Annotated in this window: 18 protein-coding genes and 2 pseudogenes; 9 read left to right on the top strand and 11 right to left on the bottom strand. The window is 68.7% G+C overall.

Annotated features, from left to right (window positions below):
- Nucleotides 1-58 precede the first annotated feature (58 nt).
- The 3 genes from QFZ52_RS15915 to QFZ52_RS15905 all read left to right on the top strand — a co-directional run bounded on the left by QFZ52_RS15915 (nucleotide 59) and on the right by QFZ52_RS15905 (nucleotide 3,966).
- Nucleotides 59-523, top strand: coding sequence for a tripartite tricarboxylate transporter TctB family protein (locus QFZ52_RS15915; protein ID WP_307498740.1), 465 nt, complete (start codon nucleotides 59-61; stop codon nucleotides 521-523).
- 1 nt (nucleotide 524) lies between these two features.
- Nucleotides 525-2,033, top strand: coding sequence for a tripartite tricarboxylate transporter permease (locus tag QFZ52_RS15910; protein WP_307498579.1), 1,509 nt, complete (start codon nucleotides 525-527; stop codon nucleotides 2,031-2,033).
- A gap of 520 nt (nucleotides 2,034-2,553) precedes the next feature.
- On the top strand, nucleotides 2,554-3,966 hold the full coding sequence (locus QFZ52_RS15905) for an MFS transporter (RefSeq protein ID WP_307498578.1): 1,413 nt from the start codon (nucleotides 2,554-2,556) through the stop codon (nucleotides 3,964-3,966).
- A gap of 95 nt (nucleotides 3,967-4,061) precedes the next feature.
- Here the strand turns inward: QFZ52_RS15905 and pstB are convergent, their stop codons facing one another.
- From pstB to pstS, 4 genes are all read right to left on the bottom strand, one after another.
- Nucleotides 4,062-4,841 (bottom strand): phosphate ABC transporter ATP-binding protein PstB, encoded by a 780-nt coding sequence (pstB, locus tag QFZ52_RS15900; protein WP_307498577.1) that lies wholly within the window; start codon nucleotides 4,839-4,841, stop codon nucleotides 4,062-4,064.
- Between the two features lie 35 nt (nucleotides 4,842-4,876).
- Nucleotides 4,877-5,986 (bottom strand): phosphate ABC transporter permease PstA, encoded by a 1,110-nt coding sequence (gene pstA, locus QFZ52_RS15895; protein ID WP_307498576.1) that lies wholly within the window; start codon nucleotides 5,984-5,986, stop codon nucleotides 4,877-4,879.
- A gap of 1 nt (nucleotide 5,987) precedes the next feature.
- Complete coding sequence (pstC, locus tag QFZ52_RS15890) at nucleotides 5,988-6,905, bottom strand: phosphate ABC transporter permease subunit PstC (protein WP_373425728.1); 918 nt, start codon at nucleotides 6,903-6,905, stop codon at nucleotides 5,988-5,990.
- A gap of 204 nt (nucleotides 6,906-7,109) precedes the next feature.
- Nucleotides 7,110-8,228: a phosphate ABC transporter substrate-binding protein PstS gene (pstS, locus tag QFZ52_RS15885; RefSeq protein WP_307498574.1), complete on the bottom strand. Its 1,119-nt coding sequence runs from the start codon at nucleotides 8,226-8,228 to the stop codon at nucleotides 7,110-7,112.
- A gap of 309 nt (nucleotides 8,229-8,537) precedes the next feature.
- On the opposite strand from pstS, the pseudogene QFZ52_RS15880 reads away from it, so the two are divergent.
- Together QFZ52_RS15880 and radA are read left to right on the top strand one after the other, a co-directional pair.
- Nucleotides 8,538-9,666 (top strand): annotated as a pseudogene (locus QFZ52_RS15880) (FUSC family protein).
- Between the two features lie 68 nt (nucleotides 9,667-9,734).
- On the top strand, nucleotides 9,735-11,111 hold the full coding sequence (gene radA / locus QFZ52_RS15875) for a DNA repair protein RadA (protein ID WP_307498573.1): 1,377 nt from the start codon (nucleotides 9,735-9,737) through the stop codon (nucleotides 11,109-11,111).
- Between the two features lie 34 nt (nucleotides 11,112-11,145).
- Here radA and QFZ52_RS15870 read toward each other — a convergent pair whose 3' ends face one another.
- Entirely contained in the window at nucleotides 11,146-11,781 is a 636-nt protein-coding gene (locus QFZ52_RS15870; protein ID WP_307498572.1) for a T6SS immunity protein Tdi1 domain-containing protein, read from the bottom strand.
- Between the two features lie 230 nt (nucleotides 11,782-12,011).
- Here QFZ52_RS15870 and QFZ52_RS15865 point away from each other — a divergent pair, with 230 nt between their 5' ends.
- From QFZ52_RS15865 to disA, 3 genes are all read left to right on the top strand, one after another.
- Nucleotides 12,012-12,404: an ArsR/SmtB family transcription factor gene (locus tag QFZ52_RS15865; RefSeq protein ID WP_307498571.1), complete on the top strand. Its 393-nt coding sequence runs from the start codon at nucleotides 12,012-12,014 to the stop codon at nucleotides 12,402-12,404.
- Complete coding sequence (locus QFZ52_RS15860) at nucleotides 12,397-12,822, top strand: SRPBCC family protein (protein ID WP_307498570.1); 426 nt, start codon at nucleotides 12,397-12,399, stop codon at nucleotides 12,820-12,822. Before QFZ52_RS15865 ends, QFZ52_RS15860 begins: the two co-directional genes overlap by 8 nt.
- Nucleotides 12,823-13,038: 216 nt before the next feature.
- The gene (disA, locus tag QFZ52_RS15855) at nucleotides 13,039-14,115 is read left to right on the top strand and encodes a DNA integrity scanning diadenylate cyclase DisA (RefSeq protein WP_278267820.1); all 1,077 of its coding nucleotides are present in this window, start codon (nucleotides 13,039-13,041) and stop codon (nucleotides 14,113-14,115) included.
- A gap of 25 nt (nucleotides 14,116-14,140) precedes the next feature.
- On the opposite strand, the gene QFZ52_RS15850 is transcribed toward disA, so the two are convergent.
- On the bottom strand, nucleotides 14,141-14,779 hold the full coding sequence (locus QFZ52_RS15850; protein WP_307498569.1) for a hypothetical protein: 639 nt from the start codon (nucleotides 14,777-14,779) through the stop codon (nucleotides 14,141-14,143).
- Nucleotides 14,780-14,860: 81 nt separating this feature from the next.
- Here QFZ52_RS15850 and QFZ52_RS15845 point away from each other — a divergent pair, with 81 nt between their 5' ends.
- Complete coding sequence (locus QFZ52_RS15845) at nucleotides 14,861-15,853, top strand: A/G-specific adenine glycosylase (RefSeq protein WP_307498568.1); 993 nt, start codon at nucleotides 14,861-14,863, stop codon at nucleotides 15,851-15,853.
- A 115-nt stretch (nucleotides 15,854-15,968) separates the two neighbouring features.
- Here the strand turns inward: QFZ52_RS15845 and dhaM are convergent, their stop codons facing one another.
- From dhaM to QFZ52_RS15820, 5 genes and pseudogenes are all read right to left on the bottom strand, one after another.
- Entirely contained in the window at nucleotides 15,969-16,691 is a 723-nt protein-coding gene (dhaM, locus tag QFZ52_RS15840) for a dihydroxyacetone kinase phosphoryl donor subunit DhaM (RefSeq protein ID WP_307498567.1), read from the bottom strand.
- A 194-nt stretch (nucleotides 16,692-16,885) separates the two neighbouring features.
- On the bottom strand, nucleotides 16,886-17,524 hold the full coding sequence (gene dhaL / locus QFZ52_RS15835; RefSeq protein WP_307498566.1) for a dihydroxyacetone kinase subunit DhaL: 639 nt from the start codon (nucleotides 17,522-17,524) through the stop codon (nucleotides 16,886-16,888).
- Nucleotides 17,525-17,526: 2 nt separating this feature from the next.
- Nucleotides 17,527-18,529 (bottom strand): annotated as a pseudogene (gene dhaK, locus QFZ52_RS15830) (dihydroxyacetone kinase subunit DhaK).
- Nucleotides 18,530-18,635: 106 nt separating this feature from the next.
- Entirely contained in the window at nucleotides 18,636-19,148 is a 513-nt protein-coding gene (locus QFZ52_RS15825; protein WP_278267814.1) for an amino-acid N-acetyltransferase, read from the bottom strand.
- A 265-nt stretch (nucleotides 19,149-19,413) separates the two neighbouring features.
- Entirely contained in the window at nucleotides 19,414-21,951 is a 2,538-nt protein-coding gene (locus tag QFZ52_RS15820; RefSeq protein WP_307498565.1) for an ATP-dependent Clp protease ATP-binding subunit, read from the bottom strand.
- Nucleotides 21,952-22,062: the final 111 nt, after the last annotated feature.

Here is a 22,062-nt window from a genome sequence, read left to right as displayed (position 1 = left end):
CGACGACGGCGGCGAGCGCGCCGCGGTCGTCGCGCCCGGCCGCCGGAGCCGCGCCGAGCTGGGCATCGCCGCCCTGCTCGGCGTGGCCGGCGTCGTCGTGCTCTGGGACGCCTCACGCATCACGGTGCCCTACTCCGTCTCCGACGTGGTGGGACCGAAGACCATGCCGGTGATCATCGGATCGCTGCTCGTGGTCAGCGCCGTGCTCCTGGCCGTCAACGTCCTGCGGGGCGGCAGCGGCCAGGCCGAGGAGGGCGAGGATGTCGACCTCAGCCATCCCACCGACTGGAAGACCGTGCTGCCGCTGATCGGCTTCTTCATCCTGAACATCGTGCTGATCGACCCCCTCGGCTGGGTGATCTCCGGGACCATCATGTTCTGGGGCAGCGTCTGGTCCCTGGGCAGCCGCCACTATGTGCGGGACGGCATCGTCTCGCTCATCCTGGCCGTCGGCACCTTCTACGGTTTCTACCTCGGCCTCGGGATCCACCTCCCGGCCGGGATCCTGGCGGGAATTCTCTGACATGGACATCCTCAACAACCTCATGCACGGCTTCGCCACCGCCGCGACGCCCACCAATCTGCTCTTCGCCTGCATCGGCGTCCTCCTGGGCACCGCCGTGGGCGTGCTGCCGGGCATCGGTCCGGCCATGGCCCTGGCGCTCCTGCTGCCGGTGACCACCAATCTGGAACCGACCGGCGCCCTCATCATGTTCGCGGGCATCTACTACGGCGGCATGTACGGCGGGTCCACGACCTCGATCCTGCTCAACACCCCAGGCGAATCCTCCACCGTCGTCACCGCCATCGAAGGCCACAAGATGGCGAAAGCGGGCCGCGCGGCACAGGCCCTCGCCACGGCGGCGATCGGCTCCTTCGTGGCCGGCACCATCGGCACGGCCCTCCTGGCGGCGTTCGCGCCCGCCGTCGTGCAGTTCGCGGTCAGCCTGGGCCCCTCGAGTTACCTGGCGATCATGATCCTGGGTCTCCTGACCGTCACCGCGGTGCTGGGGTCCTCGAAGATCCGCGGCTTCGCCTCTCTGGGCCTCGGCCTGGCGATCGGCCTGATCGGGCTCGACCCGGTGAGCGGACAGCAGCGTCTGGTGTTCGGCATCCCGCTGCTGACGGACGGCCTGGACATCGTGGTGGTGGCGGTCGCCATCTTCGCGGTGGGCGAGGCCCTCTGGATCGCCGCCCACCTGCGCCGCAAGCGGATGGACACCATTCCGGTGGGTCAGCCGTGGATGGGCAAGGAGGACTGGAAGCGGTCTTGGAAGCCATGGCTGCGGGGCACCGCCCTGGGCTTCCCCTTCGGCGCCATGCCGGCCGGCGGCGCCGAGATCCCGACCTTCCTCTCCTACGTCACGGAGAAGAAACTGTCCAAGCACCCGGAGGAGTTCGGGCACGGCGCCATCGAGGGCGTCGCGGGTCCGGAGGCGGCCAACAACGCCTCCGCGGCGGGCACGCTGACGCCGGCCCTGGCGCTGGGCCTGCCGACCAACGCGACGGCGGCCATCATGCTGGCGGCCCTGACCCAGTTCAACATCCAGCCGGGTCCGCTGCTCTTCCAGAAGGAGCCGGATCTGGTGTGGGGCCTGATCGCGAGCCTCTTCATCGGGAACACGCTGCTGCTGGTGATCAACCTGCCGATGGCGCCTCTCTGGGCGAAGCTGCTGCAGATCCCGCGTCCGTACCTGTACGCCGGCATCCTGTTCTTCGCCTCGCTCGGGGCGTACGCGGTGAATCTGCAGGCGTTCGACCTGGTGATCCTCCTGGTGCTGGGCGCCCTCGGCTTCGCGATGCGGCGCTTCGGACTTCCCGTGCTGCCGCTGATCATCGGCCTGATCCTCGGACCGCGGATCGAGGGGCAGCTCCGCAAGGCACTCCAGCTGAGCGGCGGCGACCTCTCGGGCCTGTTCAACGAGCCGGTGGGCGTGACGGTGTACGTGATCGTCGCACTGATCGCCCTGGCCCCGCTCCTCATCGCGGCCTGGAAGCGGACCCGCGCCCCGAAGGCGGACGCGCTGGTCTGAGGGCGGGCGTCGGGGTCCGGCGCGCCCCCGCTGAGCCCCCGCTGAAACCGTGGGTTCCCGTCGAAACCGCGTGTTTAATACACGGTTTCGACGGGAACCCACGGTTTCGGCGTTCAAGGGATCGCCCAGGTCACCGGGGACAACCCGCACCCACGCCGCCGTCGCGGTCCGGAACCCAGGTCGGAAACCGCTCCGTCATACTCTTGACCAAGCCGGAGCGTCACCCTAGGGTTCTGATATATGAGTCATATGTCACACTCCCGCCGACGCCGGTCCGGGATCTGACCTCAGGGGCGCCGCGTGCGACCCGGAGGCCAGGAACCCGCAGGATCGGCTCAGCGGACCGTGATCCATGACGACGCCGGAGTCACCTCGTGCGTCCAGCGCGGCATCCCGGCTGGCAGCGGGCCCTACGGCTCGTCCATCCGCCGCACCGGACCACAGGTCACCCGCGCGTCCCGGACAAGGCGCTCTGGCGCCGTCAGCGGCCTCCGCTGAAGCCAGAAGGGAACTGCACTCCATGACCCAACCGACCGGTACGACGGCCTCCGTCTACCCCTCCACTGCGAAACCGACCGACTCCCGATTCAAGCGCCGGTTCATGGTGCGCCTCGTCGCCGTCTTCATCGGGGGCATGTTCCTCGACGGCTACATCCTCGGCATCATCGGTCCCGTCACGGGCCTCATGCGGGCGGACCTCCAGCTGGACGAGCTGTCCCTCGGGCTGATCGCGGCCGGACCGCTCGTCGGGATCTTCGTCGGATCGCCGCTCGCCGGCTGGGCCGCCGACAAATTCGGCCGCAAGCCCATGTTCCTCATCGACATGGGACTGTTCCTGCTCGCCTCGGCCGCGCAGTTCTTCGTGACCACCGGGGACGGGGCCGTGGTCCAGCTGGCTCTCATCCGCTTCTTCATGGGCGTCGCGATCGGCGGCGAGTACTCCATCGGCGGACCGCTGCTGTCCGAGTTCTCCCCGCCCAAACTCCGCGGGCGGCTCCTCGGACTGACGCTGATCGCCTGGTACATCGGCTTCATGATGGCGTTCATCATCGGAACCGCCCTGCACGACGCCGGCACCCCCTGGCGGATCGTGATCGGCACCAGCACGGTCCTCGCCCTCGTCCTGTTCCTGGCCCGCATCGGCCTTCCCGAGTCCCCGAGCTGGCTCATCACCAAGGGCCGCCGCGACGAAGCACTCGCGATCGCCCGCAAGTACGTCGAGTCCCCGCAGATGCACCACAGCATCACGGAGGAGATCGACCTGCGCGCGATCCAGGAAGCCCAGGCCGCCCGGGACAAGACCCCCCTCAAGAACGCCTCCTTCAAGATGCTGTTCTCCCCGCAGTACTGGCGGACCACCCTGTTCACCTCGGGCTTCTGGTTCTGTGCTGTCACCCCGTACTTCGCGATCGCCACGTTCGCCGACGACGTCCTCCACCAGTTCGGCTTCGGCGGCGGCTGGGCGGGCGGCGTGGGGCTGTCCGCGCTGGCGGCCGCGGGCGTCGTCACCACGGTGCTGCTGATCGACCGGCTCGGACGCCGCATCCTCACCGTGCCCGGCCAGTGGCTGTGCGCGGGCATCCTGCTCGTGATCGGAGTCTGGGCGGACGCCCCGGCGATCCTCGTGCTCGTGCTCTTCCTGGCGTTCTCGTTCTTCAACGCCGGCTACACCACGATGACCCAGGTCTACCCGGCCGAGGTGTTCCCGGGCCACCTGCGGGGCATCGGCATGGGCTTCGCGGCATCGTTCAGCCGCATCGGCGCCGCGCTCGGCACCTTCGCCCTGCCCTGGGCGATCACCAACATCGGCATGGGGCCCAGCATGGTGGTGGCCGCCGTCGTCGCGTTCCTGGGAGCGGCGCTCTCACAGTGGCTCGCGCCGGAGACGAAGGGCCGCACGCTCGCCGAGATCTCGGCGGACTTCACGCACTGACCGCACTGACGCCGGCCGGTTTCACCCCCGCCAACGCAGAAGACCCACGGACATTTCCGTGGGTCTTCTGCATCACCGGGGGTCGTCCGGAAGGATCACCCGAAGCGGCCGGAGACGTAGTCCTCGGTGGCCTTCTGGCTCGGGTTGTTGAAGATGGTGCTGGTGTCCGCGAATTCGATGAGCTTGCCCGGCTTGCCAGTGCCCGCGATGTTGAAGAACGCCGTCCTGTCAGAGACGCGGGCGGCCTGCTGCATGTTGTGGGTCACGATCACCACGGTGTAGGAGTCCTTGAGCTCATTGATGAGGTCCTCCACCGCGAGGGTCGAGATCGGGTCCAGAGCGGAACACGGCTCGTCCATGAGCAGCACGGCCGGTTCCACCGCGATCGCACGGGCGATGCAGAGACGCTGCTGCTGGCCACCCGAGAGGCCCGAACCGGGCTTGTCCAGACGGTCCTTGACCTCGTTCCAGAGGTTGGCGCCCTGCAGGGACTTCTCCACCAGGGCGTCGGCCTCGCCCTTGGAGATCCGCTTGTTGTTCAGCTTCACGCCGGCCAGGACGTTGTCCCGGATCGACATGGTGGGGAACGGGTTGGGGCGCTGGAACACCATGCCGATGTTCGTGCGGACGGTCACCGGATCGACGCCGGGGCCGTAGATGTCCGCGCCGTCCAGCAGGACCTCGCCTTCCACGTGTGCGCCCGGCAGCACCTCGTGCATGCGGTTCAGCGTGCGGAGGAAGGTCGACTTGCCGCAGCCGGACGGGCCGATGAAGGCCGTGACCGACTTGGCCTCGATGTTGATGTTGACACCCTCCACGGCCAGGAAGTTGCCGTAGTAGACGTTCAGGTCCTTGACGTCGATTCTCTTGCTCATTGCTGTGGTTCCTTCGGAATCTTCAGTGGGTGTCTCTAGCGGCCCTGCTTGGGCGCGAAGACCCGTGCGATCAGGCGGGCGATGAGGTTCAGCAGCATCACCAGGATAATCAGGACCAGGGCCGCGCCCCAGGCCCGCTGGTCCGACGGACCGGGGTTGGACGGCGACGTCGGGTTCAGGATCTGCGTGTAGATGTACGTCGGGAGCGAAGCCATCCACCCGCCGAACACGTTGTTGTTGATCGCGGTCGCGAAGCCGGCGGTGACGAGGATGGGCGCCGTCTCGCCGATGACGCGGGCGATCGCCAGGGTGACGCCGGACGCGATGCCGGAGATCGCCGTCGGGATGACGACCTTCACGATCGTGCGCCACTTGCGCACGCCCAGGGCGTAGGCGGCCTCGCGGAGCTCGTTCGGGACGATCTTGAGCATCTCCTCACTGGAGCGCACCACCACGGGGATCATGAGCACCGAGAGCGCGATCGCGGCGACCGCGCCGGTCTTGGTGCCGGGGCCCACCACGATGAAGAAGAACGCGGCCGCGAACAGACCGGCCACGATCGACGGGATGCCGGTCATGACGTCCACGAAGAAGGTGATGGCGCGGGCCAGGAAACGGTCGTTGCCGTACTCGACGAGGTAGACCGCCGTGAGAAGACCCACCGGCACGGAGATGACCGTGGCCAGGGCCGTGATCTGCAGGGTGCCGATCAGCGCGTGGTACACGCCGCCCAGGACCCTCGTGCCGTTCTCCACGGCCTTGTTGTCGGCCACACCGGTCACGCCGTTCATCGAGGTGCCGAGGAAGCCGGGGGTCATGAGGCCCGGGATGCCGTTCACCAGCGCCGTCCAGATGACCGAGATCAGCGGGAGGACCGCGATGATGAAGGAGCCGAACACCAGGCAGGTGGCGAGCTTGTCCTTCGCCTTGCGGGCGCCCTCCACGGAACCGCTCCAGGCCACGAGGCCCACGGTGAAGAGGATGGCGGAGATCAGGCCCCAGCCGAACGGGTTGAACCCGATGAGGTTCACGAGCGCCGCGCCGACGACGAGGGACGCGCCCAGCACGACCCACGGGGCGTACTTGGGCAGCTGCCCCTTGGTCAGCGCGGAGCGGCGGCGATTGGGTGTCAGGGTGGTGGTCATGTCAGTTGGCCCCCGAGAATTCCTTGTGCTTGGTGATGATCCACCGCGCGATCATGTTCACGCCGAGGGTGATGACGAAGAGGACCAGGCCGGCGGCGATCAGCGTGTTCACCTTGATGCCGGACGCCTCCGGGAAGTTCAGGGCGATCTCGGCGGCGATGGTCTGATTGCCGCTCTGGATCAGGCTGGCCGTCAGGGCGCCCGAGGAGAGCACCAGGGCGACCGCCATGGTCTCGCCGAGCGCACGGCCGAGGCCGAGCATGATGGCACTGATGATGCCGGGGCGGCCGAAGGGCAGGACGGCCATGCGGACCATCTCCCAACGCGTGGCGCCGAGGGCCAGTGCGGCCTCCTCGTGCAGCTTGGGCGTCTGGAGGAAGATCTCGCGGGAGAGGGACGTGATGATCGGCAGGACCATGACCGCCAGGACGATGCCGGCCGTGAGGATGGTCTTGCCCGTGGCCGAGGCGGGTCCGGCGAAGAGCGGGATCCAGCCCAGGTTGTCCGCCAGCCAGTCGTAGGCCGGGGAGATCTCCTTGGCCAGGAACGCCGCGCCCCAGGCGCCGTAGACCACGGACGGGATGGCCGCCAGGAGGTCGATGACGTACCCGAGGGCGGAGGCCAGGCGGCGCGGGGCGTAGTGCGAGATGAAGAGCGCGACGCCGATGGCCACCGGGGTCGCGATGACCAGGGCGATCGCGGCGGCGATCAGGGTGCCGATGATGATGGGCCAGATGTAGGCCCAGAATCCGGCACCGCCCTGGATGTCGGCCGGGTTGGCCACGAACGCGGGGATCGCCTGCGCGACCAGGAATGCGGCCACACCGAAGAGGACGAGGAGGATCAGGATCCCGGCGCCGAGAGTGGCTCCGGAGAAGACCTTGTCGCCGGCCCGTCCTGCGGCCGATGACTCGGTCATGGTGTTGCTGCTCACTTAACTGCCTTCCAGTCCAGTGCGGGTGTCCCGGCCCAGCCGGATTCCCCGATCGGGTGGGTAACGGCAAAGTTCCCTGTCCAGGCCTTCCGCGTCCCCGGGCCGTGGTCGCCGGGTGTGAAACCCGGTTCCCACGACGTCGGGGAGAATGCTCTGGACAGGGAACCCGTCATTCCCGGGCGGGGAATGCTAGCCCTTGACCTTGATCTGCTCGATCGCGGCCTTGGCCTTCTCCTGAAGGCTCTTGCTCAGCGGCGCGGACTTGGCGGCGTCGGCGGCGGCCTGCTGGCCGGCGTCGCTCACCACGTAGTTCTCGAACGCCTTGATCAGGTCCACGGTGGCCTGGTCCTTGTAGGTGGTGCACAGGATGTGGAACGAGGCCAGGGTCAGCGGGTAGGCCGCGGAGTCCGTGGTCTTGCGGTCGATCTTCAGGGAGAGGTCGCCCTGAGCGCGGCCTTCCACGGACTTGCCGGTCTCGACGGCCTTGGCGGCGCCCTCGGCGTTCGGCTTCACGAAGCTCTCGCCGACCTTGATGGAGGCCACGCCGAGCTTGCCGGAGACGGCGGAGTCATCCGCGTAGGTCACGGCGCCGGGGGTGTCGGTGACGGTCTTGACCACACCGGAGGTGCCCTTGGCGTTCTCACCCTTGAGCGAAGACGGCCACACGCCATCGGCCTTGTCGGTCCAGACCGACGGAGCCACGGCGGACAGGTAGTCCGTGAAGTTCTTGGTGGTGCCGGAGTCGTCCGAGCGGTTCACCGGGGTGACCTTGAGGTCGGGCAGGGTGACGCCCGGGTTCAGCTTGGCGATGGCCGCGTCGTTCCACTTGGAGACCTGGCCGCGGAAGATCTTGGCGGTGGTGTCGGCGTCGAGCTTGAGCTCCTTGACGTCCGGCAGGTTGAAGGCCACGGCGATCGGGGAGATGTACACCGGGATGTTGATGGCGCCGTTGGGGCCGCACTTCTCCTTGGAGGAGGCGTACTCCTCGTCCTTCAGGTAAGCGTCGGAACCCGCGAACTGGGCGGAGCCGTCCAGGAGGGCCTTACGGCCCGCGCCGGAGCCGTCCGGGGAGTACTGCACGCTGGCGCCCTGGTTGGCGCCGGCGAAGCCGGTCTTCCAGGCATCCATGGCCGCACCCTGCGAGGAGGCGCCGACGCCGGTCAGGGTGCCGGTGACCTTGGGACCGTTGTTGCTGGGGGCAGCCGTGGTGTTGCCGGTCGCGTTGTCCGAGCCGCAAGCGGTCAGCGCCAGAGCGCCTGCTGCGACGACTGCGAGTGCCGCATGGCGGCCGAAGCGGAGAGCCTTCACAATGTTCCCTTTCAGGGTCCTGATGTCGCGTCGGCCCGGACTCTGCCTTCCGCCCCGATCGGGTGCGTGACGGTCCTGCCGACGATGCGTACCTTTGTACCTTCAACGAAACTAAAGAGCCGAGGTAAAGGGATCCGCGGTTAAAGGTGAACGAGAGGTTAACCGGCCGTGGATAGTCCGTGACTTCTGGCCGGGCCGCATTGCGTTGGCCTGCCGCACGCCGTAAGGACACTTCCTGAACCACCGGCCACGGCGACGTGAACGGCCGGCCGCCGAGCGCCGTCGTCGGCTCCGCAATAGACTGAGCCCATGGTGCGCTTGGGCGGTGTGAAGCCGATCGGCAGGGAAGCGAAGGAGCGCGCCACGACGGGCGTCATCCGCATGCGTGAATCGCTCATCCCCGCACTGCAGATGACGTTCTGCGCGGTGGGGGCGTACACGTTCGCCGAGCTCGTTCTGGGGCATGTGGGGGCCGTTGTTCGCGGCGACGTCCTCGCTGATCGCTCTCGGTTTCGCCCGGGGCACGCGTCTACGCCGCGTGCTGGAAGTCGGCCTCGGGTGCACGCTGGGCATCGCGGTGGGAGACGTCCTGCTGCACTGGCTCGGTTCGGGGATCTGGCAGGCCGCCGTCGTGCTGCTCTTCTCGATCCTCTTGGCGCGCTTCCTGGACAGCGGCGCCATCTTCGCCACGCAGCTCGGCCTTCAATCGCTGCTGGTGGTGCTGCTCCCGGCCCCCGCGGGCGGGCCGTTCACCCGGAGCCTCGACGCCGTGGTGGGCGGGGTGTTCGCCCTGCTCGTGACGTTCCTGACCCCCCGGGATCCGCGCGAGGAGCCACGGCTGCAATTGCGCTCGACGCTCCAGCAGACCTCCGAAGTGCTGCGCGAATGCGGGAAGAGCCTCCTCGACAACGACTCGACCCTGGCCTGGCACGCCCTGGTGCGCGCGCGGAACTGCCAGCCCGGTCTGGACGCCCTGCGGATGACCTTGCGGGCCTCCGGCGAGGTCACGACCATGTCCCCGCTGTACCGGCGGCACCGCTCCGAGGTCTCCCAGCTCGGCGAGGCGGTCGAATACCTGGATCTCGCCCTGCGCAATTGCCGGGTGTTCGCCCGTCGCCTGACGAGCGCCATCAATCACACCGCGCTGAGTGATGAGGCAACGCAGAGCATCGCGGAGGTGCTGTTCGAGACCGCCGACGCGGTGGACCTCATGGCCGTGGGATATGCGGGCGACGACGGCCGCGGCCGCGACTCCGCGCTGCGGGACGCGCAGCAGGACCTGGCCTCGATCGCCACGCGCCTGCATCCCCGCCTGCTGGGTGTGAGCCGCCTGGAGGGCGAGACGGTGGTCATGCTGTTCCGCCCCCTCATGGTGGATCTCCTGGAGACCGCGGGCGTGGAGGCCAAGGAGGCCCGGGACTACCTGCCGGATCTCTGATCCCCGGGGTTTTCCACATCGGCCGCCCCGCGGCTTTCGTGTCAGTGCCCGCCGATAGGCTTGAGGGCATGGCAAGCAAGACCACCCGTGGCAGCAAGGCGCCGGGATACAAGTGCACCGAATGCGGCTGGACCACCATCAAGTGGGTGGGCCGCTGCGGTGAGTGCCAGGCGTGGGGCACGGTCGTGGAGACCGGCGCCACGGTCGCCCGCACGACGGCGGCCGCCACCGTCCTGGAGCCGGCGCTCCCGATCGCCTCGGTGGACGCCGCCGCGGCGGCGTTCCTGCCCACGGGCGTGAACGAGCTGGACCGGGTGCTCGGCGGGGGCCTCGTGCCGGGCGCCGTGATCCTCCTGGCCGGCGAGCCCGGTGTCGGCAAGTCGACCCTGCTCCTGGACGTCGCGGCACGCTTCGCCCGCACGGGCCAGGACGTCCTCTACGTGACCGGCGAGGAGTCTGCCGCGCAGGTGAAGCTCCGGGCCGAGCGGATCGACGCCGTGGCGGACACCCTGTACCTCTCCGCCGAGACGGACCTCTCGCAAGCTCTGGGCCAGGTCGAACGGGTGGAGCCGCGGCTTCTGGTGGTGGACTCCGTGCAGACCCTGAGCAGTCCGGAGGTGGAGGGATCCGCGGGCGGCGTCTCCCAGGTGCGGGAGGTGGCGGCGTCCCTCATCGCCGCGGCCAAGAAACGGAACATGACCACGCTCCTGGTGGGCCACGTGACCAAGGACGGCTCGATCGCCGGGCCGCGCCTCCTGGAACACCTCGTGGATGTGGTGTGCCAGTTCGAGGGCGAGCGTCACTCCCGGCTGCGGCTCATCCGCGCCGTGAAGAACCGCTACGGGCCCACGGATGAGGTGGGCTGTTTCGATCTGAACGAAGACGGCATCGAGGGTCTGGCGGACCCGAGCGGTCTGTTCGTCTCGCGGACCAAGGAGCCGGTGTCCGGGACCTGCATCACCGTGACTCTCGAGGGCCGCCGTCCTCTCGTGGCCGAAGTGCAGTCCCTTCTCGCCACCTCCCCCAACGCCCAGCCCCGCCGCGCGACGAGCGGCCTGGATTCCTCCCGGGTGTCGATGCTCCTGGCGGTGCTCCAGCAGCGCGCCGGTTGCCAGCTCCACAAGGACGATTCCTATGTGGCCACCGTGGGCGGCGTGAAACTCAGCGAACCCGCCACAGATCTGGCCGTCGCCCTCGCCGTGGCCTCCGCCAAGGCCGGCAAGGCCCTGTCCAGCCGCCTGATCGCGTTCGGCGAGGTGGGCCTGGCCGGCGAGGTCCGCCCCGTGCCCGGCATCAATAAGCGCATCCAAGAAGCGAGCAGGCTCGGCTTCACGCACGCCATCGTGCCGTCGAGCCCGAACGGCCCGGGCCCAGTGCCGGACGGCTTCACCGTGAAGGAAGTGGAGCACCTGGCGCAGGCGCTGGAGCTGCTGTTCCACGGGTGAGGGCGAGTGGGTATCCGGGCGCCAGTGGCTGAGACTATTCGGCCCTCTTGACTCCCTGGATCGAGGTCCCGGGTGGCAGGTCCAAGGTGCTGACGCGCAGTTGGCCCGTGTGGGACCAGTAGACCTCCAGGTCGGTGATCTCAAGATTCCGTTCCTCGTCCTGACCCCCGAGGAACAGCGGGATCCGATACCCCAAGCACTGATCGCGGCGCAGCGGCAGGGTGTCCGTGTTGGGAGCCGACCAGGTGTAGAAGAATTCGGAGGCCAATGCGGCTTCTGAATCGTCAACGACTTCTTCCTCATGGAATGCGGTGAACGACACGGGGATCCTCAGCGCCTCGCCTGTTCCCACGACGAAGAGGAGCACCTGAGGCTGCCCCTCCACGATTCGGCCGTAGTCAACGGCGAACTGATTTCCAAGCCAGTCATAGCCGAACGGGACGACGCGATGGGTGCATTCGGGAAAGGCATCCCCGATCAGTTCCATGGCCTGCGGACCAGAGATGTCGTCGTGGACCCGGTAGAGACCCCCATCGAACGTCGCCCCCGCGAACTCCGCGGCGAAATCGGTGTACCCCGGAACCGTGGTGAGCCGTTCGTGCAACCAAGCAGAACCCGCCGGACCTTCCTCCCGGAGCGGGGCATACAGTGCGCGGAAACGATCAAACATCCCAAGTCCTCTCGGCCGACCTTTCCCGCCATTATGCACGCGCCCGAAATGCAGCCTTCCGCGGCCCGCCGTCGTCGTCGCGCGCCCGGTCGTTGTGTGCTCAGTTGTTGCGTGCCCGCCGTTGTGTGCTCAGTTGTTGCGGGTTCGGGCGCCTGCGACCCGCAACAACTGAGCACACAAGCCTGCTGAAGGACTTGATATGTCGGATATTTCCGACATATCCTGGGGTCGTGCTTCCCGACGTCTTCGGCGCTCTCGCCAACCCTGCCCGGCGCAGGATGCTGGACGCCCTGCGCGTGGGACCGCTTACGGCCGGTGAGCTCACCGGGTTGCTCGCACTGAGCCGCTCGGCCGCCTCCGAACACCTCGCCGTGCTGCGCGAGACCGGCCTCGTCCGGGAGGAGCGCCGGGGCCGGAACCGCGTGTATCACCTGCGACCGGACGGGCTGGAGCAGGCGGGCGACTGGCTCAAGCCGTACGAGCACTACTGGAACCGCCGCCTCGACGACCTGGGATCCCTCCTCGACGCCGGGGCGCCCGCGGACACAGACCCCGCGCCGCACCGAGCAGCCCCCGCCCACGACACCCCTCACCACCCCACAGAACGGACCGATGATGACTGAGAACCCCGAGACCGCCGAGAACGCCATCCGTCTCGAACGCCACTTCCCGCACCCGATCGAGCGCGTCTGGGAAGCCATCACGACGCCGGAACGCCTCGCCCGCTGGTGGGCCGCGGGAGACATCGCGCCCGTCGTCGGCCACCGCTTCACGCTCGACATGGCTCACTGGGGCGAACAGCGCTGCGAAGTCCTCGCCGTCGAGCCCGGCCGGTCCCTCACGATCCTCTTCGCCGAGGGCGTCCTCGACACCACGATCACCTGGCGACTGGAAAGCGTGGCCGACGGAACCGTGCTGCACTTCGAGCACGCGGGCTTCCGCCTGGACACCCCGGCGGGCCGGCAGGCGCTCGACGGAATGGGCCACGGCTGGCCCGGCGTGCTCGGCCGGATCGAGACCGTGCTGGCCGAAACCGCCTGATCCGCACAGCGCCGAAAAGGCCACTTTCCGCGCTCCCGATGCAAGGCTCCACGGGGCACTTTCCGGCGTCCTGATGCGGAAGACGGCCCCTCTGGACCCTATGATGGTGTCAGCCGTGGAAGGTGCACTTTGTGTGCGCCGCGATGCAGATCGTCCAACGGCTCTTGGAGCCGGGCCGCAAAGCCCCGGCCCGGACGCCTGAAGGGAACTGTCAGCATGGCCCGCACACCAGAAGAGACGCTCACGGCGACACTGGCCCGCGTCGCACCCGGCACCGCCCTGCGTGACGGCCTGGAGCGCATCCTCCGCGGACGCACCGGCGCGCTGATCGTGCTGGGCTCGGACCGCACGGTCGACTCCATCTGTTCGGGCGGCTTCGAGATCGGGATCGAGTTCTCCCCCACCCGCCTGCGCGAGCTGGCGAAGATGGACGGCGCGATCGTCTGCGACAAGGACGCCCGCCACATCGTCCGCGCGGGGGTCCAGCTCGTCCCGGATTCGAGCATCGAGACCTCCGAATCGGGCACCCGGCACCGCACCGCCGAGCGGGTGGCCAAGCAGACGGGCTTCCCCGTGATCTCGGTCAGCCAGTCGATGCAGATCATCGCGTTGTACGTGAACGGCCTGCGCCACGTGCTGGAAGGTTCTGAAAAGGTCTCCGCCCGCGCCAACCAGGCCCTCGCCACGCTCGAACGCTACCGCTCCCGCCTGGACCAGGTGACCGCGGCCCTCTCCTCCCTGGAGATCGAAGCCATGGTGACCGTCCGGGACGTCGCGGTCACGCTGCAGCGCCAGGAGATGGTGCGCCGGATCTCCGAGGAGATCTCCCAGCTGGTCCTGGAGCTCGGCCTGGACGGACGCCTTCTGGCCCTGCAGCTCGACGAGCTCACCGCCGGCCGCGGCCCGGGCAGCGAGGTGATCCTGCGGGACTACGCCGGCTCCGACGCCTCCGCCGAGGACATCGAGCAGGCCGTCGCGGCGCTGCGCGAACTGAGCGCACAGGACCTCGTGGACCCGCACCGGATCGCGGCGATCATCGCCGGGGCGGGCGGCGAAGCGTCACCGGACGCCGTCGTCGAGCCGCGCGGTTATCGCCTGCTCTCCGGGCTGAAAGCGGTGCCCGGCGCCGTCGCCGACCGCCTCGTGGAGCACTTCGGCGGGCTGCAGTACCTCATGGCCGCCACGATCGAGGACCTCATGCAGGTGGACGGCATCGGTGAGCAGCGTGCCCGCAGCGTCCGCGAGGGCCTGTCCCGCATGGCCGAATCGAGCCTGCTGGACCGCTACATCTAGACCCGGACTGGAACCCGGCAGGGCCTCAGCCGAGCTGGAAGATGGCCTTGTCGCTGGTGCGCTGTCCCAGCGTCGCCTGGAAGACGTACGTGGCACCGCCCGCACCGGGCTTCGTCGTGATCAGCTGGCATCCCTCGACCGACCGGTTGCGCTGCCACACGAAGTTGGCGCTCTCACTCTTGCCGGGCGCCAGGGTCTTCTTCAGATCGTTCGGCTTGTCCATGCAGTCGCGGGAGTTGAAGATCCGGTCCTGACCGCTGGAGACGAGGAACTCCATCTGGGACGTGCCGATGTTGATGGGACACGCGACGGCGCCCTCGTTGGTGACCTTCAGGGTCAGCACCGGGTTCTCCTTGGGACCGTAGACCTTCTTGTCCGTGGTCGCGGTCACCTTTACGCGGCCCTCATCGCAGACCGGGGTTGCGGGTGCGGACGGACTGGCCGACGTCGCAGGCGGCGTGACCGCCGGCGTCTCGGTGCCGGTCGCCGCCACGGCGGGTCCGGCAGGGCCCTTCATGAGGGACATGAGTCCGAAAACACCCCAGGCCACGAGTGCCAGGACCACGATCAATGCGCCGAGGACCACCACGCGCCGTCGCCGGTACACGGCGGGACTGACCTTCCGCCGCGTCCCCTTGCCTGTGCTCACACCCTGCCGTGCCATACCTCCAAGCCTACCCAGTGAGCCTGGGTGCACGCCGCCGGGCCGCTCCGGGAACGCGAGGGCGATACAGTGGATTCCGCCATGACGACGTACCCCAGCGACAGCCTCAAGCGGAAGACCGCCCAGCTCATCGAGGACTGGTTCCTGGCGGCCGGCCGCGACCTCCCGTGGCGGACCGCCCTCCCTCACTCCCGGGGATGCAGCCCGTGGGGCATCATGGTCAGCGAGTTCATGCTCCAGCAGACCCCCGTGGTGCGCGTGCTCCCCGTCTGGGAGGCGTGGATGAAACGCTGGCCGACGCCTGCGGATCTGGCGGCCGAACCCGTCTCCGAAGCCGTCCGCGCCTGGGGCCGCCTCGGATACCCCCGCCGTGCGCAGCGGCTGCATGCGGCCGCCGTCGCGATCGTCGAGAAGCACGACGGCGCCGTGCCGGACACGCGCGAAGCCCTCCAGGCGCTCCCCGGCGTCGGCACGTACACCTCCGCGGCCATCGCCGCGTTCGCGTTCGGCCGGCGGGAGAGCGTCGTCGACACCAACATCCGCAGGGTCCACGCCCGCCTCTTCACCGGGTCCGCCCTGCCGGCCCCGGCGTTCACGGCGGCGGAAGCCCGGCTGGCGGAGCAGCTCCTGCCCGAAGACCGGGCCGAGTCGGTGACGTGGAACGCCGCCGTCATGGAGCTGGGCGCCCTGGTCTGCACCGCGAGGGCCCCTAAGTGCGAGGAGTGCCCCGTCGCCGCGGAATGCGCGTGGCTCGCGGCCGGCCGCCCCGAGCCCGAATACACCCCGAAAGGCCAGTCCTGGCACGGCACCGACCGGCAGGTCCGCGGCGCGATGATGGCCGTCCTGCGGGAAGCCGGGGCACCGGTGCCCCGTGAGCTCTTCCTGGCGCGACCGGAAGGCTGGGACGGGGATGCGGCGTCGGTCGACCTCGCATGGGGAGGCCCGGACGGCGTCTTCCGTAAGCTCGACGCCCTGCACCGTCTCCAGGCTCCGGCGGATCAGCTGGAGCGCTGCCTGGCGGGCCTGCTCAAGGACCGTCTGGCCACCGAAAGCGACGCGGGCGTCACCCTTTAGCTCGTCGGCTTAACCCGTCGACTTAACCCATCGACTGCTCCATAGGATGCTCTCTTCCCCCGAAATCGACGGGAAACAGCATCCTATGGAGCAGTCGATGGAAAGGGGTACAGCGTCAGAGCTCGCCGAAACCCGTCCGGCACTGTTCGGCGATGAAATCCATGGCACGGCGGGCGTCGGGGCCGCTCGCGCGCACGTGCAGCACCGTTCCCTGACCCGCGGCGAGGGTCATGAGCATCATGACGGACTGGCCGTCGGCGCCGTTGATGTCGACCTCCACGTCCAGGCCGCCGAGGTACCCGGCGAGCACCGCGGCGGGGCGGGCGTGCAGACCGAGCTGGTTGAGCACCTCGAAGTCCTCGACGATCGCTCCGCCCACGGACACAGCCTCGTCGGCGTCCTCGGCGACGGCGCGGGGGCGTACGGGAGGCGCGGTGCTGTCGTCGATGCGGGCCTGGACCTGCTGCGCCAGCGCGGACTCGGCGGCGGCCTTGACCGCGGCCACTCCGGCACCGCCCTGAGCCGCGACCGACGCGGCGACCAGGCCTTCGATGAGCGGAGCGTCGGCCAGCGAGACGTCCTGCGGCGTGCCGAGGAATTCCACGGCGCTCTCGGCCACCATGACGGCCGAGCCCAGATCGCAGAGGATCACCACACCCTCGCCGGAATTCGCCGCCTCGACCGCGGACATCACTTTCTCCAGGCTGGTGCCCAGCCCGCCGTCGTCGGTGCCGCCGGCCGCCTCGAGACGCACCGACGGGGCCATCTGAGCGGCCAGCTCACACGCCCCCTCCGCGATCTTGATGCTGTGGGAGACGACGACGATTCCGACAGTCATGGGGACCCTTCCGGCGTGACGAGCGAGGTGGACCTGGTCCCGGAGGGCGCCAGGGAGCGGCGCGCCGAGGCGGGCCGCAGGCTTGATTCTAACCGTCCGGACCATGTCTGGAACGGCTCGGGTCCGGAACGGCTCGGGTCCGGAACGGCTCGGGTCCGGAACGGCTCGGGTCCGCGGACCTCAGCGAGGAGCGGTCAGGACGCGGCGGCCGCGGCGTCAGCGGCCGCCCGGAGCAGAAGAGCCGTCGACTGCGAGCCGGGGTCACGATGGCCCGCGCTCCGTTCGCCCAGATAGCTGGCCCGGCCCTTGCGCGCCACGAGCGGCTCCGTGGCGGCGGCGCCCTGCTCGGCGGCGGTCGCGGCACGGTCCAGGAGCTCGGCGGGACTCTCCCCCACTGCGGCCTGAGCGGCCTCGACGGCGGGCGTCCAGGCGTCGATCATGGTCTTGTCCCCCGGTTCGGCCTTGCCTCGCGCCACGATCCCGTCGCGAGCGGCCGCCAGTGCGGCGGCCAGAGCCTCGGAGTCGAGTTCCTCCGCGTCGCCCAGGGCCGTGGCCGCACGCAGGAACGCCGTCCCGTAGAGGGGGCCGGCGGCGCCGCCCACCTTGGACATGAGGGACATGGCCACCGACTTCAGGGCAGCGCCGGGAGTCGCCGGGGGTTGCTCCTCCAGCTTGGCCAGGGCCGCCGTGAATCCACGGTCCATGTTCTCCCCGTGATCGGCGTCCCCGATGGCCCGGTCCAGTTCGATGAGCGCCATGCGGTTCTCCGCGAGCACGGCGCCCGAGCGGCGCAGCCAGTCGAGGGCCCAGGCGAGGTCGAGCGTCTGCGTCACGGTCAGACCCCCCACCGGAGTGCCGCGGTGTGCACGGGCGCATCCCAGAGTTCCACCATCTCCTCGTCCAGTTTCAGGACGGAGATGGAGCAGCCCTGCATTTCGAGCGCCGTGATGTAGTTCCCCACCAGGCTGCGCTGCACCTCGAGCCCGGCGTCCGCGAGGATCTGGGAAGCGGCCCGGAAGACGATGTAGAGCTCGCTCTGCGGGGTGCCGCCCATACCGTTCACGAACAGCAGGACCTTCTGGCCCGGCGCGGCCTGGAGGTCCTCCAGGACCGGGGACAACAGCCGTGCGGTGATGGCGTCGGCGTTCTCGAGCGGGATGCGGTGCCGGCCGGGCTCGCCGTGGATGCCGATGCCGATCTCGATCTCGTCCTCGGCCAGGTCGAAGCTCGGAACCCCGGCGTGCGGGACGGTGCAGGCGCTGAGAGCGACGCCCATGGTGCGGACGTTGTGGTTGACGCGGTTGGCGATCTCCTCGACGGCGTCCAGTGAGTCGCCCCGCTCCGCGGCGGCGCCGGCGATCTTCTCCACCAGCACCGTGCCGCCGACACCACGGCGGCCGGCGGTGTAGAGCGAGTCCTCGACCGCGACGTCGTCGTTCACCAGGACCGAGCGCACATCCACGCCCTCCGCCTGGGCGAGCTCGGCGGCGGTCTCGAAGTTCAGCACAGTCACCGGTGTAGTTCTTGACGATCTGCACGACGCCGGCGCCCGAGTTCACGGCGAGGGTCGCCGGGAGGATCTGGTCCGGGGTGGGGCTGGTGAAGACGGCGCCCGGAACGGCGGCGTCCAGCATCCCGAGTCCGACGAATCCCGCGTGCAGCGGTTCGTGCCCGCTGCCGCCGCCGGAGACGAGTCCCACCTTGCCGGCCACCGGCGCGTCCTTGCGGGTGATGAAGAGCGGGTCCGCGGTCACGGTCACCAGATCGGGGTGGGCCAGGCCGAATCCTTCGACGGCCTCCTCCACCACTGCGCGCGGGTCATTGATGAGCTTTTTCATGGGACTACCTGCCTTGTCTCGGAGCGCCTCTTTGTGACCCTACTACCAGTGCCCGGGGCACGGTAGAGGGGCGGGCCGGAACCCCCCTGGGGGTTGTCCGTGAAGGTCAGAGGCGGCGGATCATGCGGGTGTTGCCCAGGGTGTTGGGCTTGACCCTGGCGAGGTCCAGGAACTCGGCGACGCCCTCGTCATGGGAGCGCAGCAGCTCCGCGTAGACGGCCGGATCGACGGCGCTCTGATCCGCCATGACCTCGAATCCGTGGCGCTGGAAGAAGTCGACCTCGAAGGTCAGGCAGAACACGCGGCTGACCCCGAGCGCACGGGCCTCGTCCAGGAGGCGTTTGACGAGAGCGTGGCCCACTCCCCTGCCCCGCCAGCTGTCCGCGGCGGCGAGGGTGCGGATCTCCGCGAGGTCCTCCCACATGACGTGGAGTGCGCCGCAGCCGATCAGCTCCCCTTCGGAGGACTCGGCGACGCGCAGTTCCTGGATGCCCTCGTAGTAGGCGACCGTCTCCTTGGCCATGAGGATGCGCTCCTCAGCCAGCGGCGCCACGAGTCGCTTGATCCCCGGGACGTCGGAGGTGCGGGCGGGGCGGAGCGTGAAGTCGGCTGCTGGCATTCCTCCATCGTAGGGCTTGCCCCCGGCTCGGGTTGAACGTGCGACGCAGGGTGGACACCGCCGCCCGCAGCCGTTCTTCGGGGCCGAGTCCGCTATGGAGGTGGTGAGTCCGCTACATGATGTAGCGGACTCACCACCTCCATAGCGGACTCACGAGGGAAGAGGTGGACATCCGGGCATGCGAAAGGCCGGCGACGGCGGGTCTCCCCGCCGTCGCCGGCCTTCAGTCACACACGGCCTTCAGTCACACACGGTGCTGCGAGCCTCAGGCGGCTCCGCTGCCCAGCTCCCCGGCGCTGCTGTCGCCATGGGCGCTCGGAGCGAGCTCCGGGACCGTGGGCTTGGCGGTGCCGGCGAAGGTGAACTTCGCCTCGTCGCCTTCGCCCTCGACGTCCACCAGGACGATGTCCCCGGCCTTGAGCTCCCCGAAGAGGATCTTCTCGCTGAGCTGGTCCTCGATCTCGCGCTGGATGGTCCGGCGGAGCGGACGGGCACCCATCGCGGGGTCGTAGCCGCGGGTGGCCAGCAGGACCTTGGCGGCGGGCGTGAGCTCGATGCCCATGTCCCGGTCCTTCAGACGGCTCTCCAGGCGGGTGACGAACAGGTCGACGATCTCGATGATCTCCTCCTGCGTCAGCTGCGGGAAGACCACGACGTCATCGACACGGTTCAGGAACTCGGGGCGGAAGTGCTGCTTGAGCTCCTCCGTGACCCGCGCCCGCATCCGGTCGTAGCCCGTCTTGGTGTCCGTGCCGGACTGGAAGCCCGTCATGACGCCCTTGGAGATGTCCCGGGTGCCGAGGTTCGTGGTCATGATGATCACGGTGTTCTTGAAGTCCACCACGCGGCCCTGCGAGTCGGTCAGGCGACCGTCCTCCAGGATTTGCAGGAGCGAGTTGAAGAGATCGGCGTGGGCCTTCTCCACCTCGTCGAACAGCACCACGGAGAACGGACGGCGACGGACCTTCTCCGTCAGCTGGCCACCCTCTTCGTAGCCCACGTATCCGGGAGGCGCTCCGAAGAGCCGCGACACGGTGTGCTTCTCCGAGTACTCGGACATGTCCAGCGTGATGAGGGCGTCCTCGTCACCGAACAGGAACTCCGCGAGAGCCTTGGCCAGCTCGGTCTTGCCGACGCCGGTGGGGCCGGCGAAGATGAACGAGCCACCCGGGCGCTTCGGATCCTTGAGGCCGGCACGGGTGCGGCGGATGGCCTGGGACAGCGCCTTGATGGCGTCGTCCTGACCGACCACACGCTTGTGCAGCTCGTCCTCCATCTTGAGCAGACGGCTGGACTCCTCCTGCGTCAGCTTGAAGACCGGGATGCCCGTGGAGTTGGCCAGCACTTCGGCGATGAGTTCCTCATCCACCTCGGCGATCTCATCCGGACCGCCGTTGCGCCAGGCCTCTTCCTTCTCGTGACGCTCGGTCACGAGCTTCTGCTCACGGTCACGCAGTGCCGCGGCGCCCTCGAAGTCCTGGGCGTCGATCGCGGATTCCTTCTCCCGCTTGACCGCCTCGATGGCGACGTCCATCTCCTTGAGCTCGGCAGGAGGCGTCATGCGGCGGATGCGCAGACGGGCTCCGGCCTCGTCGATCAGGTCGATGGCCTTGTCCGGCAGGAAGCGGTCCGAGATGTAGCGCTGCGCGAGCGTGGCGGCGGCCTCGAGGGCGCCGTCGGTGATGCTCACGCGGTGGTGCGCCTCGTAGCGGTCGCGCAGGCCCTTCAGGATCTGGACGGCGTGCTCCACGCTCGGCTCCGCCACCTGGATGGGCTGGAAGCGGCGCTCGAGTGCGGCGTCCTTCTCGATGTGCTTGCGGTACTCGTCCAGCGTGGTGGCGCCGATGGTCTGGAGTTCACCACGGGCCAGCATCGGCTTCAGGATCGAGGCGGCATCGATCGCGCCCTCGGCGGCACCCGCACCCACCAGGGTGTGGATCTCGTCGATGAACAGGATGATGTCGCCACGGGTGCGGATCTCCTTGAGGACCTTCTTCAGGCGCTCCTCGAAATCACCGCGGTACCGCGAGCCCGCCACCAGGGACCCGAGATCCAGGGTGTAGAGCTGCTTGTTCTTGATGGTCTCCGGCACGTCCCCGCGGACGATCGCCTGGGCGAGACCCTCGACGACGGCGGTCTTGCCGACGCCGGGCTCACCGATCAGCACCGGGTTGTTCTTGGTGCGGCGCGAGAGGACCTGCATGACGCGTTCCATCTCGTGCTCGCGGCCGATCACCGGATCGAGCTTGTTCTCCCGCGCGGCCTGGGTCAGGTTGCGGCCGAACTGGTCCAGCACCACGGAACCGGCCGGGGTGCCTTCCTGCTGGCCCGAGCCCACGCCGGCGCCGGCGGTCTCCTTGCCACCCTGGTAACCCGTCAGGAGCTGGTTGACCTGCTGGCGGACCTTGGAGAGGTCCGCGCCCAGCTTGACCAGCACCTGCGCGGCGACGCCTTCACCCTCGCGGATGAGGCCCAGCAGGATGTGCTCGGTGCCGATGTAGTTGTGGCCGAGCTGGAGGGCCTCACGCAGAGACAGCTCCAGGACCTTCTTGGCACGCGGGGTGAAGGGGATGTGACCCGACGGCGCCTGCTGGCCCTGGCCGATGATCTCCTGGACCTGCTCGCGGACGCCGTCAAGCGAGATTCCCAGGGACTCGAGCGCTTTCGCGGCGATGCCGTCACCCTCGTGGATGAGGCCCAGCAGGATGTGCTCGGTCCCGATGTAATTGTGGTTGAGCAGCCGGGCTTCTTCCTGTGCAAGGACGACTACCCGGCGAGCTCTGTCCGTGAATCTCTCAAACATTTCGCCACACTCCTCAGATACGACGTAATTAGATGCTACGTGCGGACCAGCGGCTTGTGGGGCGTGTTCGCCAGAGGGGGAATCACCCGTCTTGCGCGGACACGGAAACGG

This window comes from Arthrobacter woluwensis, from assembly GCF_030816155.1.
Lineage (GTDB): Bacteria > Actinomycetota > Actinomycetes > Actinomycetales > Micrococcaceae > Arthrobacter_E > Arthrobacter_E woluwensis_A.
This window is presented reverse-complemented; position numbering and strand designations above follow the sequence as displayed.